The sequence below is a fragment of the Rhizobium acaciae genome, assembly GCF_025941625.1.
GTDB classification, from domain to species: Bacteria; Pseudomonadota; Alphaproteobacteria; order Rhizobiales; family Rhizobiaceae; genus Rhizobium; species Rhizobium acaciae.
In genome coordinates this window covers 247,345-260,026 of record NZ_JAPCZO010000008.1, presented here as the reverse complement: position 1 = coordinate 260,026, position 12,682 = coordinate 247,345, and the positions used below count along the sequence as shown (strand labels likewise).

The following is a 12,682-nucleotide window of genomic DNA, read 5'->3' as shown; positions in this document are numbered from 1 at the left end:
AGCACCTGACCGGAGTGGACAGGGGCGGGAGTTTGATGGCCAGGACCGATATCGCAAGACGCGTCTACAATCACGCCTGGAAACTCGATCCGATCATCCGCAGTCTGATCGATACCGACTTCTACAAGCTTTTGATGCTGCAGATGATCTGGAAGCTTTATCCGGACGTGAACGCTTCCTTCACCCTCATCAACCGCACCAAGCGGGTGCGTCTGGCCGAGGAGCTCGACGAAGGCGAGTTGCGCGAGCAACTCGATCATGCCCGCACGCTGAGACTGTCCAAAAAGGAGATGATCTGGCTTGCGGGTAACAGCTTCTATGGCCGCGCCCAGATCTTCGAACCGGAATTCCTTGCCTGGCTTTCCAATTTCCAGCTTCCCGAATACGAGCTGTCGAAGAAGGACGGCCAGTATGTGCTGGATTTCCACGGATCGTGGAAGGAAACCACCATGTGGGAAATCCCGGCGCTCGCCATCGTCAACGAGCTGCGGTCGCGCTCGGCGATGAAAGCGCTCGGTCCCTTCACCCTCGATGTGCTCTATGCCCGCGCCAAGGCGAAGATGTGGTCGAAGGTCGAACGGCTGAAGGAACTGCCGGGCCTGCGCATCTCCGATTTCGGCACCCGCCGCCGCCACAGTTTCCTGTGGCAGCGTTGGTGCGTCGAGGCGCTGAAGGAAGGCATCGGCCCGGCCTTTGCCGGTACCAGCAACGTATTGCTGGCGATGGATTCCGATCTCGAGGCCGTCGGCACCAATGCCCACGAGCTGCCGATGGTGGCCGCCGCCCTAGCCGAAACCGATGAGCAGCTGCGCAACGCGCCCTACAAGATCCTGCGCGACTGGAACAAGCTCTATGGCGGCAACCTTCTGATCGTGCTGCCCGATGCCTTCGGCACCGCTGCTTTCCTGCGCGACGCACCGGAATGGGTCGCCGACTGGACCGGGTTCCGCCCGGACAGCGCCCCGCCGATCGAAGGTGGCGAGAAGATTATCGACTGGTGGAAGAAGATGGGCCGCGATCCGCGCCAGAAGCTGCTGATCTTCTCCGACGGCCTCGATGTCGACGCCATCATCGATACCTACCGGCATTTCGAAGGCCGCGTGCGCATGAGCTTCGGCTGGGGCACGAACCTGACGAACGATTTTTCCGGCTGCGCGCCGATCGAGATCTCCGGCCTCAACCCGATCTCCGTCGTCTGCAAGGTCAGCGACGCCAACGGCCGTCCGGCGGTGAAGCTCTCCGACAACCCGCAGAAGGCGACCGGCGACCCGGCCGAGGTCGAACGCTACCTGAAATTCTTCGGCGCCGAGGACAGGATCGATCAGACCGTTCTGGTGTAGGTCTGGGCCAATGTGCCGCTATCCCGAGGCATATTGATGTGCCCCGCCATCGCATCCTCGATCGACCAACCGAAGCGCCAGGCGTCGAACATCGAGTACCATTCCTGAAAATCAGCGATCGGCAGGATATCCGGCTTCGACATCGGATTGTCGGCTAGGCTGCGGCCACGCGCACGATCCCGTGCGCCACGCTCCTGCATCTCAAGCAGATTCTCGAACATCATTACCCCCGTCTTTATCCCGATTTATGCAATCATGCTAATAAAGCATTGTCGAGTCCGGATGCGGCAATTGGGGTTTTTCACAGGATTAGCCCCAATTCGCTAGTTCAAGGGGATGATGAGGTCGCAGCCGTTCCGGGGCATTTCATCAGACAAGCAGAGCATGGCGGCGTCCGAGAGCCGGCCATGCCTTTCACCATCGCGGTCCACGAGTATCCGTGACGGGGAGGCTCGGCTTCCTGGCTGGGGTCCGCCGCCGAGCCTCCCGGCTGGCCGACCTTGAACAAGCCGGCAGCGCCGACACGTTGCCGCTTTCCGGCAGCGGCGATCCAACCCGGATGATATCGAGGGCTAACAGCCGGTTAATATCCACCGGCCTCGTCCCGATTTCGCACAAGCTATCCTTCGGGTTTTTCAGGCAGCCAGTCTGCGAAACCGGGTTCTGATACGGTCGAGGTAATAATGGCCGGGAGACGGCGCCACCGTCATTGCATGCGCTTCCGAGGAGGGAACGCCTTCGAACAGACGCTCCTCGCCATTCTTGAAACATATCCTGAGCCGTCCGTCGTCCTGGCTGAAATAGACGGATTTGATGATCTTCGACTTTACCGAAAGTTCTTCCACCTGTTTTACCTCTGTTTTTGACTTTGGCAGACGATAAACCCAAACGTGCAAAGACGCGGTGAAGCTGCATGGTAAAAAATTCAGGAATCTTTGGGCGCTTTAAACCTCGCGGCGCGGGCCGGAGCGACAGGTTCGATCAGCCTCGAACGCACGCTTGCGAGCGGAGCATTTCGTTTCCCCGTCTTGACGCGTCCAGCACAGGCAAAGACCTGTTTGGGTCATTTGATCGTGAACTCGAAAACAAGATCAAGCCCGATCAGATTTTGCCAATCCGGCGGAAAACGCCGTTAGCAAGGCCTTTCCCTGGCCCCAGTCCTCAAGGCCGCTTTGCCCGTTGATATGGCCGAAAGGACCGATCGCGACAAGGCCGCTGCCCCACAGATCCGCTCGCGCATGGGCATGGTCGAGCGTGCCGAAGGGATCATCGGCGCTTGCGACAATCAGAGTGGGGAAGCGTATTTTTTGCGATGGCGGATTTGCGAATCCGGCCGCCTCCTCGGGAAATGACGCGGACTGCGGATCTGGAACCGCCACAAGTAATGCTCCGGCAACGGCAAGCGAAGAAACCTGCTGCCAATGAGCGACCAGCAGACATGCAAGGCTGTGGGCGACCAGCAGGGGAGGGGTTGCCGATGCGCCGACGGCGCGCTCCAGGGCTGAAATCCAGTCTGCCAGGTCGGGTTTTTCCCAATCGGCTGGTTGAAAACGTCGCATGTCCGGGTTCGACCTTTCCCAGCGTGTTTGCCAATGAGCCTCGCCCGAACCGCCAATCCCCGGCAATATGATGATGTCCTTCATGTCTTTTCCTCTGATCATCCGTGCAGATGAAAATGATGCATTTTCATTTGCTTCGGAATGAATGATCATCGGAAAACCGCGTCTCTTTCCGATGATTTCAAGGTGATCCCATGGCTTTTCAGGAAAACAATCGGGTACGGCTCGATCCAACCGATATCGCCATTATCGAAGCGATGCAGGAAAATGGACGTATTGCGGTTTCCGAACTCGGTCGACGGGTCGGGCTCTCTCAGCCGGCAGCATCAGAACGGGTCAAGCGGCTGGAAGACCGCGGCATCATTGTCGGTTACGCCGCCCGTATCGACCCCACCGCTTTGGGAATTGGAATGACGGCTGTGCTTCGCTTGCGCACGACGCATGAGCATATCAAACCCTGTCTGAAACAGTTCGCGGAGATGCCGCAGGTCATGGAAGTATTGCGCCTCACCGGAGAGGACTGTTTTCTTTTGAAGGTGCTGGTTCCGTCGCCGGGAGAACTGGAAACGATCGTTGACACGATTGCGCAATTTGGGGGCGTGACGACATCTCTCGTGTTGCGCAGCGAGAATCCGAAACCGATTGGACGCGCCCTACTTCAGCGCCCTTGAGAATGTGCGGACGACCAGCTTGTTCTATCGAAGCGTGCCGCCAAAAACGCTTCCGCGTCCCGCTCTCGATACGGTTTGAATCAATATTGAGAATGAGGGTATGGCGGACAGGGTGGGATTCGAACCCACGGTACGCTTTCACGTACACACGCGTTCCAGGCGTGCGCCTTAAACCACTCGGCCACCTGTCCTTTTTTGGCGTTCGCGCCCGGATAGGAGCAAATCGTCGGAACGGCGCGATATATACCGATGAATTTTTGTCGATCAACCGAAATCTAACAGTTTTTTGACTTCTTGCGATAAAACTCGCCTCGGCCACTCCATTGTGCTTCACCTCATCGACGACTATGTAATTCTCTAAGGTGGAGAATGGCGCGGCCGGCCGGAATTGTCCGGCATATCGAGCGTCGGAGGAATTGATGCGTTTCCTGTTGCGTCTGGCGAGTCTTGTCGCGCTTGCGGCGGCCGTTATTGCCGGGACCATCGATTCGATCCAATCGGTTGCGGCGTCCTCCGTGGTGATGACGCCGATCTCCGATGCCTGGCAGGATGTCAGCCCGACAACGCTGACGTCACTGCAATCCTCCCTTTCCTATTATATCCACCCGCGTTTCTACACCCTCATCTTCCAGTGGCTGATGCTCCAGCCGGCCTTTGCCGTTTTCCTGGTGATCGCGCTGCTTCTGTGGATGATCGGCTACAAGAAGCCGCCGGTGGCCGGTCGCTTCACCGCATAAAAAACGCAGTTAATCCGGTTGGCTGTCACCCCTCTGCTGCGTCGGCATTTGCCGCCGGATTGGCTAGAAAATCCGCATTCTGATGGAGAGAATGTCCAAATATCAGCCCCGAAGAGCTGATTTTCGGCAATCGCTGCAAATCTTTACCGCCTGAAAAATTTCTGGTGAATTTTTCCGTGAGCCATGCAAGGATGCACGCAGCCAGGCCTCCGGGGGGAGGTCGGTGGTTCCGCAGACATGCCCGAAAAGGGCTTGCGGGAGGACCCCTAACGAATAGCAACAACAGGGCTGCACAATGAAAAAATCCCTTCTCACTCTCTTTGCCGTGGCTGCCATGTCGACGACGGCGCTTGCTGCCGACGTCAAGCCGGCGCTGGTTTACGGCACCGGCGGGAAGTTCGATAAGTCCTTCAACGAGGCGGCCTATAACGGTGCCGAGAAGTTCAAGGCCGAGACCGGCATTGCCTATCGCGACTTCGAGCCGACGGGCGACACCCAGGGCGAACAGGCCATCCGCAACTTCGCCAGCCGCGGGTTCAATCCGGTGGTTGCCGTTTCCTTCGCCTGGACCTCGGCCATCGAGAAGGTTGCAGCCGAATTCCCCGATACCAAGTTCATCATCGTTGACTCCGTCGTCGACAAGCCGAACGTCCGCTCGGTTGTCTACAAGGAAGAAGAAGGCTCCTACCTCGTCGGCGTTCTCGCCGGCATGGCCTCCAAGACCGGCAAGGTTGGCTTCGTCGGCGGCATGGACATCCCGCTGATCCGCAAGTTCGAATGCGGCTACGAGCAGGGCGCACGCTCCGTCAAGGCCGATATCGAAGTGTTCCAGAACATGACCGGCACCACGGGCGCTGCCTGGAACGACCCGGTCCGCGGCGGTGAGCTCACCAAGAACCAGATCGACCAGGGCGCTGACGTCGTTTATGCGGCAGCCGGCGCCACCGGTCTCGGCGTTCTGCAGACGGCTGCCGACAACAAGAAGCTGTCGATCGGCGTCGACTCCAACCAGAACCATCTGCATCCGGGCTCGGTCCTGACCTCGATGGTCAAGCGCGTCGACCTCGCCGTCTACAATGCCTACAACGACACCAAGAACGACAAGTTCACCGCTGGCGTCCAGGCGCTCGGCGTCAAGGAAGATGGTGTCGGCGCCGCGATCGACGACAACAACAAGTCGCTGATCACGCCGGAAATGCAGGCTGCCGTCGACAAGGCCAAGGCCGATATCATCGCGGGTACCATCAAGGTTCACGATTATACCTCGGACAACGCTTGCCCGAAGTGATCCGCGCCCGAATGTGATCGACGATTGAGATCGGGCGTATGGCGGAGGGGATTTTCGCCATACGCCCTTTTCTTATTTGGAGCCTGCAGTGACAGATAAGCCCGCTATCGAGCTTGTCGGCATCGACAAGAAGTTCGGTGCCGTCCATGCCAACAAGGACATCAACCTGACCGTTGCCAAGGGGACGATCCACGGCATCATCGGTGAAAACGGCGCCGGCAAATCGACCCTGATGTCGATCATCTACGGTTTCTACCATGCCGATAGCGGCGAGATCCGCGTCAACGGCAATCCCGTCACCATCCGCGACAGCCAGGCGGCGATCGCCACCGGCATCGGCATGGTGCACCAGCACTTCATGCTGGTCGATAATTTCACGGTGCTCGAGAACATCATGCTTGGCGCCGAAGGCGGCATGCTGCTGGCGAGAGGCGTTGCCTCGGCCCGCGCCGAGCTCAAGCGGCTGGAAACGGAATATGGCCTGGAGGTCGATCCGGACGCGCTGATCGAAGAGCTCCCGGTCGGCCTGCAGCAGCGTGTCGAGATCCTGAAAGCCATGTATCGCGGCGCCGAGATCCTGATCCTCGACGAGCCCACCGGCGTGTTGACGCCGGCGGAGGCCGATCACCTCTTCCGCATTCTCAAGGTGCTGCGCGACCAGGGCAAGACGATCATCCTCATCACCCACAAGCTGCGCGAGATCATGGCGATCACCGATACGGTCTCGGTCATGCGTCGCGGCGAGATGGTCGCGACCCGCAAGACGGCGGAGACGACGGTGGAGGAACTCGCCGAACTGATGGTCGGCCGCCGCGTGCTGCTGCGCGTGCAGAAGGGCGAGGCCAACCCCGGATCTGCCGTGCTGTCTGTCCGCAACCTGACGGTGAAGGACAATCGCGGCGTCACCATGGTCGACAACGTCTCCTTCGACGTGCGCGCCGGTGAGATCGTCGGCATCGCCGGTGTCGCCGGCAATGGCCAATCCGAATTGCTGGAGGCAATTGCCGGCATCCGCAAGCCGACCTCCGGTGAAATTCTTCTCGACGGCCAGACGATCGACAAGGCTGATCCCGCCCGCCTGCGTGATCTCGGCCTCGCGCATATTCCTGAGGACCGCCACCATATGGGCCTGGTGTTGAAATTCGAGGAATATGAAAATTCCGTGCTCGGCTATCATCGCCGCCCGGCCTACAGCAAAGGCCCGCTGCTCGATCTCGAAGCGATCCGCAAGGATGCGATGGAGAAGATCGAGAAATACGACATCCGCCCGCCAAACCCGCGTCTGAAGACGGCGAATTTCTCCGGCGGCAACCAGCAGAAGATCGTCGTCGCCCGCGAGATCGAACGCGATCCGAAGATGCTGATCATCGGCCAACCGACACGTGGCGTCGATATCGGCGCTATCGAATTCATCCACCGCCGTATCATCGAAATGCGCGACGCGGGCAAGGCGATCCTACTCGTCTCCGTCGAACTCGATGAAATCCGCTCCCTTTCGGACCGTATCCTTGTCATGTTTGCCGGCCATGTCGTCGGCGAGAAGACGCCCGATGCCGGTGAACAGACCCTCGGCCTGATGATGGCCGGCATTGCCGCATGAGGCCTTTATGAGCACTGCTTCCGTTCCGCTGCCAAACTGGATCAATTACGGCCTCATCCCGATTTTGAACCTTATCGTCGCCTTCCTGATCTCCGGATTCGTCGTCTGGCTGATCGGCGAGAGCCCGCTCGATGCGCTGTCGCTGCTGATCGAGGGTGCGCTCGGCAATGGCGAATTCATCGGCTTCACGCTGTTCTACGCGACGAGCTTCATCTTCACCGGCCTTTCCGTCGCAGTGGCAATCCATGCCGGTCTCTTCAACATCGGCTCCGAAGGCCAGGCCTACATGGGCGGCCTCGGCTGTGCTTTGGTGGCGCTTTCGCTCGATAATTACGTGCCATGGTATGTGACGATGCCGGTTGCGGTGGTCGGCGCTGCACTCTTCGGCGCGGTTGCCGCCTTCATACCGGCGTGGCTTCAGGCGAAGCGCGGCAGCCATATCGTCATCACGACGATCATGTTCAACTACATCATCGCCTCGCTGATGAACTACCTGCTGGTGCACGTATTGATCGTGCCCGGCAAAATGGCGCCGGAAACACGCACATTCCTCGAGGGTGGGCAGTTGCCGAAGCTAACATGGCTGATGGAAATATTCGGGACAAAGCTGGGTGCTGCCCCGTTGAATGTCTCTTTCATCATTGCACTGGTTATGTGCTACGTCGTCTGGCTTTTAATCTGGCGCACGAAACTTGGCTTCGAGATGCGCACGCTGGGCGTCAGCCCGACAGCTGCTTCATACGCCGGTATTCCCTACGTACGAATCGTGATGATCGCGATGATGCTCTCCGGCGCGCTGGCCGGCATGATGGCGCTGAATCCGGTTATGGGCGCCTCCGCGCGCCTGCAGGTGGGATTCGTCGGCGGCGCCGGCTTCGTCGGCATCGCCGTATCGCTGATGGGCCGCAATCATCCGCTTGGCATCATCCTGGCGGCAATCCTCTTCGGCATCCTCTACCAGGGCGGCGACTGGATCTCCTTCGAAATGCCGAATATCACCCGCGAGATGATCCTCGTCATCCAGGGTCTGGTGATCCTCTTTGCCGGCGCGCTGGAATATATGTTCCGGCCGGCGATGGTGCGCCTCTATCAGCAGTTCAAGCGCGGTTAAGGAGCGGGCGATGGATTATTATGACATCTTCATCAGCGTTCTAGCCTCCACCATCCGCCTGTCGATCCCGCTGATCTTCACCGCCCTTGCCGGTCTGTTTTCGGAACGCGCCGGCATCTTCGATATCGGCCTCGAGGGTAAGATGCTGGGCTCGGCCTTTGCCGCCGCCTGCGTTGCCTATCTCACCGATTCGGCCTGGCTCGGCCTCGGTGCCGGCATCCTCTGCTCGGTGGCGCTGAGCCTGGTGCACGGCTTTGCCTCGATCACCAATCGCGGCAACCAGATTGTGTCAGGTGTGGCGATCAACTTCTTCATCGCCGGCATCACCATCGTGCTCGGCCAGGCATGGTTCGGCCAGGGCGGGCGCACGCCGCAGCTGGCGCCGGATTCGCGCTTTGCGCCGATCATCCTGCCGGGCGCCGACGTCGCCCGCGACATTCCGATCATCGGCCCGCTTTATGCCAATGTCATATCCGGCAACAATATACTCACCTACCTCGCCTTTCTCGCCGTACCGTTTTCCTGGTGGGTGCTTTACCGCACACGTTTCGGCCTGCGCCTTCGCGCCGTCGGCGAAAATCCGGGCGCGGTCGATACGGCAGGTATTTCCGTTGCCTGGCTGCGCTACCGCGCCGTCATGTGTGCCGGCATTCTCTGCGGCTTTGCCGGCACCTATCTGGCCATCGCCCAGTCCGCCGCCTTCATCAAGGACATGTCGGCCGGCAAGGGCTACATCGCGCTCGCCGCTCTCGTCTTTGCCAAGTGGAAGCCGGTGCCCGTCATGTTTGCCTGCCTGCTCTTCGGCTTCCTCGATGCGCTGGCAAACTTCATGCAGGGCAAGCAGGTGCCGCTGATCGGCGAAGTGCCGGTTCAGGTCTTCCAGGCGCTGCCCTATGTCCTCACCTGCGTCCTGCTTGCCGGCTTCATCGGCGTCGCGACCCCGCCGAAAGCCGGTGGCGTGCCCTATACGAAGGAGCGTTGATATGTCTCACGATCTGTTCGAAGCCGCCCGCGGCGCCATGGCCTTTGCCCATGCGCCCTATTCGAAATTCCCGGTCGGTGCCGCGATCCGCGCCGAGGATGGCAAGGTTTATACCGGCGCCAACATCGAAAACCTCTCCTTCCCGCAAGGATGGTGCGCCGAGCCGACGGCGATCGGCGCCATGATCATGGGCGGCGGGAAGAAGATCGTCGAAATGGCGGTCATTGCCGAAAAACTGCCGCTCTGCCCACCCTGCGGCGGCTGCCGCCAGAAGATCTCCGAATTCGCCTCCAAGGAGACGAAGATCTACCTCTGCGATGAAGCGGGCGTGAAGAAGACCATGACGATGGAAGAGCTTCTTCCCTTCAGCTTCGAGACCGAACTCGGATGAAGGCGACCGTCAGCCTGCTCGCCGCATTGCTCGGCGGCATCAAGCCGCGCCACGGCATCGTGCTCGGCTCTGGTCTCGGCTCCCTCGTCGGTGAGCTGGACGGAGCCGTCCGTGTCCCTTATCGCGACCTGCCGGGCTTTCCCGTCAGCGCCGTCTCCGGACATGCAGGCGAAGTCGTCGCCGGCCGCCTCGGCGGCGTGCCTGTCGTCATGCTCTCCGGCCGCGTGCATTATTACGAGAAGGGCGATGCCAACGCCATGCGCCTGCCGATCGAGGTGCTGAAGGCGCTCGGCGTCGAAGCGCTGATCCTGACCAATTCGGCCGGATCGCTGCGCGACGACATGCCGCCCGGTTCGGTAATGCAGATCACCGATCACATCAACTATTCCGGCATGAACCCGCTGATCGGCGAGGAAAGCGATCACCGTTTCGTCGGCATGACCAATGCCTATGATGCGGGCCTTGCCGCGGCGATGCAGAGGGCAGCGGCAAAGCTTAAAATCGAGCTGGCGCAAGGTGTCTATATGTGGTTCTCCGGTCCAAGCTTCGAAACGCCGGCCGAAATCCGCATGGCGCGCATCCTCGGTGCCGATGCCGTCGGCATGTCGACGGTGCCCGAGGTCATCATCGCAAGAATGCTGGGCCTGAGGGTTGCAGCCGCCTCCGTTATCACCAACTATGGGGCAGGCATGACCGGCAATGAGCTCAGCCATGAAGAAACCAAGGACATGGCGCCCATCGGCGGCGCCCGTCTCGCCGCCATCCTGAAAGACATGATTGCGGCTGGAAGAGGATGATTTCTAGGCCGGGTCGGCCTAGAATCTGAATCCTGTTCTAAATTAAAGAGTTAGAGCATGATGTCGTCCGAAAACCGCTCACACTTTTCGGCATCATGCTCTAGAGGAAGCGAAGATGAATAGCCATTCCAACCGGGAGACGGCGGCTGTCGCCCTTTCTCTTCTCGATCTCACCAATTTGAGGGATGATTGCACCGAGGCGCAGATCGACGCGCTCTGCGCCCGTGCGCAGACGCCCTACGGCACCAGCGCTGCGATCTGCATCTGGCCGCGATTCGTCGCTCAGGCCCGCAATATCCTTGGCACCGGGCATGCCGTGCGTATCGCGACCGTCGTCAACCTCCCTTCCGGCGATATGGAAGTGGCCGATGTCGCTGCCGAAGCACGCGAGGCGATTGCCGATGGAGCCGATGAGATCGATCTGGTCATTCCATACCGCAAGCTGCTCGCCGGCAACGAGAAGGCGGTGACCGACATGGTCAAGGCCGTGCGCGCCGAATGCACCGGTCCCGTTCTTCTGAAGGTCATCATCGAGACTGGCGAGTTGAAGGATGCGGCATCGATCCGCCGTGCCTCCGAACTCGCCATCGAAGCCGGCGCCGATTTCATCAAGACGTCGACCGGCAAGGTCACCGTCAACGCCACGCTCGAAGCCGCCGACATCATGATCCGCGCCATTCGTGAAAGTGGACGCAAGGTCGGTTTCAAGCCGGCCGGCGGCATCGGCTCAGTGGCCGATGCCGCGCTCTATCTGAGCCTTGCCGAAACCATCATGACACCGGACTGGGCGATGCCGTCGACGTTCCGCTTCGGCGCTTCCGACCTGCTCGACGATATCCTGGCGGTTCTGAGTGGAACACAGTCCGCACCGGCTACGGCGTCGAGCTACTGAAATGATTCCGCAGGAGATCATCCGACGTAAGCGCGATGGCGACGAACTCGACGCCGCCGATATCAGGTCCTTCATCGCGGCACTCGCTGCTGGTCGATTGTCGGAAGGCCAGATCGGCGCATTCGCCATGGCTGTCTGGTTCAAGGGCATGTCGCGGACCGAAATCGTGGCCTTGACGCTGGCGATGGCCGATTCCGGCGACAGGCTGCAATGGGCCGATATCGACCGCCCGATCGCCGACAAACATTCGACCGGCGGCGTCGGCGACAATGTTTCGCTGATGCTGGCGCCGATCGCCGCCGCCTGCGGCCTCGCCGTTCCGATGATCTCTGGACGCGGCCTCGGCCATACCGGCGGCACGCTGGATAAGCTCGAATCCATTCCCGGCTATATGATCACCCCGGACGCGGACCTGTTCCACAAGGTCGTGAAGGAGGCGGGATGCGCCATCATCGGCCAGACCGGGACTTTGGCGCCCGCCGACGGCAGGCTCTATGCCGTGCGCGACGTGACCGCCACCGTCGATTCCATTCCCCTCATCACTGCCTCTATCCTCTCGAAGAAACTTGCGGCGGGGCTCGAGACATTGGTGCTCGACGTCAAGGTCGGCAATGGCGCCTTCATGGCCGATCGCGGCCAGGCGGAGATTCTGGCGCAGTCGCTGGTCGAGGTGGCCAATGGCGCAGGCGTGAAGACCTCGGCCCTGATCACCGACATGAACCAGCCGCTCGCCGATAGTGCCGGCAACGCTGTCGAGATGCGCAACTGTCTGGATTTCCTGGCAGGCCGGAAAAAGGACACGCGGCTCGAGACTGTCGTTCTCGCCTTCGCCGCCGAAATGCTGGTGAAATCCGGCATTGCCGCCTCGTCTGATGAAGCCGAGGGAATGGCGCGTCAGGCCCTGTCATCGGGAAAGGCGGCCGAGGTCTTCGCGCGCATGGTGTCGATGCTCGGCGGCCCGGCCGATCTGATCGAAAACCCCGACCGATACCTGGCCAGGGCGCCGGTCGCAAAGCCTGTTCCGGCCGCCCGGTCCGGCTGGCTTGCCGCCTGCGATGCGCGCGGTATCGGGGTCAGTGTCATCGATCTTGGCGGCGGAAGACGCCATCCGGCGGACCGGATCGATCATCGCGTCGGCTTCTCCGAACTCCTGCCGCTCGGTACCCGCGTGAATGCGGGCGAACCGATCGCGCTGGTTCATGCCGCCGACGACGCAGCGGCGGAGAGAGCAGTTACGGCACTTGCCGCGCACTACTGCATTACCGAGGAGAAGCCGGAGCTGACACCGGTGATTGTGGGCCTGATCTGACGCGG

General features: G+C 60.4%; 14 protein-coding genes and 1 tRNA gene. 11 read left to right on the top strand and 4 right to left on the bottom strand.

Features of this window, described 5'->3' with window-relative positions; all coding sequences use genetic code 11:
* Window positions 1–35: 35 nt before the first annotated feature.
* Window positions 36–1,340, top strand: coding sequence for a nicotinate phosphoribosyltransferase (pncB, locus tag OLZ32_RS15445; protein WP_003544452.1), 1,305 nt, complete (start codon window positions 36–38; stop codon window positions 1,338–1,340).
* Here the strand turns inward: pncB and OLZ32_RS15440 are convergent.
* The 3 genes from OLZ32_RS15440 to OLZ32_RS15430 all read right to left on the bottom strand — a co-directional run bounded on the left by OLZ32_RS15440 (window position 1,322) and on the right by OLZ32_RS15430 (window position 3,052).
* On the bottom strand, window positions 1,322–1,561 hold the full coding sequence (locus OLZ32_RS15440) for a CrpP-related protein (protein ID WP_003544454.1): 240 nt from the start codon (window positions 1,559–1,561) through the stop codon (window positions 1,322–1,324). The genes pncB and OLZ32_RS15440 overlap by 19 nt on opposite strands.
* 414 nt (window positions 1,562–1,975) lie before the next feature.
* A complete protein-coding gene (locus tag OLZ32_RS15435; protein ID WP_003589248.1) occupies window positions 1,976–2,185 on the bottom strand; it encodes a KTSC domain-containing protein in 210 nt (69 codons plus the stop codon).
* A gap of 246 nt (window positions 2,186–2,431) precedes the next feature.
* Window positions 2,432–3,052, bottom strand: coding sequence for an RBBP9/YdeN family alpha/beta hydrolase (locus OLZ32_RS15430; RefSeq protein WP_264399407.1), 621 nt, complete (start codon window positions 3,050–3,052; stop codon window positions 2,432–2,434).
* Between the two features lie 41 nt (window positions 3,053–3,093).
* Here OLZ32_RS15430 and OLZ32_RS15425 point away from each other — a divergent pair, with 41 nt between their 5' ends.
* Window positions 3,094–3,570, top strand: a complete 477-nt coding sequence (locus tag OLZ32_RS15425; RefSeq protein WP_264421723.1) for an Lrp/AsnC family transcriptional regulator — start codon at window positions 3,094–3,096, stop codon at window positions 3,568–3,570.
* A gap of 101 nt (window positions 3,571–3,671) precedes the next feature.
* On the opposite strand, the gene OLZ32_RS15420 is transcribed toward OLZ32_RS15425, so the two are convergent.
* Window positions 3,672–3,761, bottom strand: a tRNA-Ser gene (locus tag OLZ32_RS15420).
* Between the two features lie 228 nt (window positions 3,762–3,989).
* Here OLZ32_RS15420 and OLZ32_RS15415 point away from each other — a divergent pair.
* The 9 genes from OLZ32_RS15415 to deoA all read left to right on the top strand — a co-directional run bounded on the left by OLZ32_RS15415 (window position 3,990) and on the right by deoA (window position 12,677).
* Window positions 3,990–4,307: a hypothetical protein gene (locus OLZ32_RS15415; protein ID WP_003544459.1), complete on the top strand. Its 318-nt coding sequence runs from the start codon at window positions 3,990–3,992 to the stop codon at window positions 4,305–4,307.
* Window positions 4,308–4,602: 295 nt separating this feature from the next.
* Window positions 4,603–5,595, top strand: a complete 993-nt coding sequence (locus OLZ32_RS15410; RefSeq protein WP_011650009.1) for a BMP family lipoprotein — start codon at window positions 4,603–4,605, stop codon at window positions 5,593–5,595.
* 88 nt (window positions 5,596–5,683) lie between these two features.
* A complete protein-coding gene (locus tag OLZ32_RS15405) occupies window positions 5,684–7,195 on the top strand; it encodes an ABC transporter ATP-binding protein (protein WP_020486828.1) in 1,512 nt (503 codons plus the stop codon).
* A gap of 7 nt (window positions 7,196–7,202) precedes the next feature.
* The gene (locus OLZ32_RS15400; protein WP_017989956.1) at window positions 7,203–8,306 is read left to right on the top strand and encodes an ABC transporter permease; all 1,104 of its coding nucleotides are present in this window, start codon (window positions 7,203–7,205) and stop codon (window positions 8,304–8,306) included.
* Between the two features lie 10 nt (window positions 8,307–8,316).
* The gene (locus tag OLZ32_RS15395) at window positions 8,317–9,288 is read left to right on the top strand and encodes an ABC transporter permease (protein WP_011650012.1); all 972 of its coding nucleotides are present in this window, start codon (window positions 8,317–8,319) and stop codon (window positions 9,286–9,288) included.
* Window position 9,289: 1 nt separating this feature from the next.
* The gene (locus OLZ32_RS15390; RefSeq protein WP_017989957.1) at window positions 9,290–9,679 is read left to right on the top strand and encodes a cytidine deaminase; all 390 of its coding nucleotides are present in this window, start codon (window positions 9,290–9,292) and stop codon (window positions 9,677–9,679) included.
* Complete coding sequence (locus OLZ32_RS15385) at window positions 9,676–10,476, top strand: purine-nucleoside phosphorylase (protein WP_017989958.1); 801 nt, start codon at window positions 9,676–9,678, stop codon at window positions 10,474–10,476. Before OLZ32_RS15390 ends, OLZ32_RS15385 begins: the two co-directional genes overlap by 4 nt.
* A 115-nt stretch (window positions 10,477–10,591) precedes the next feature.
* Complete coding sequence (deoC, locus tag OLZ32_RS15380; RefSeq protein WP_003544466.1) at window positions 10,592–11,368, top strand: deoxyribose-phosphate aldolase; 777 nt, start codon at window positions 10,592–10,594, stop codon at window positions 11,366–11,368.
* Window position 11,369: 1 nt separating this feature from the next.
* Window positions 11,370–12,677 (top strand): thymidine phosphorylase, encoded by a 1,308-nt coding sequence (gene deoA, locus OLZ32_RS15375; RefSeq protein WP_264421716.1) that lies wholly within the window; start codon window positions 11,370–11,372, stop codon window positions 12,675–12,677.
* Window positions 12,678–12,682: the final 5 nt, after the last annotated feature.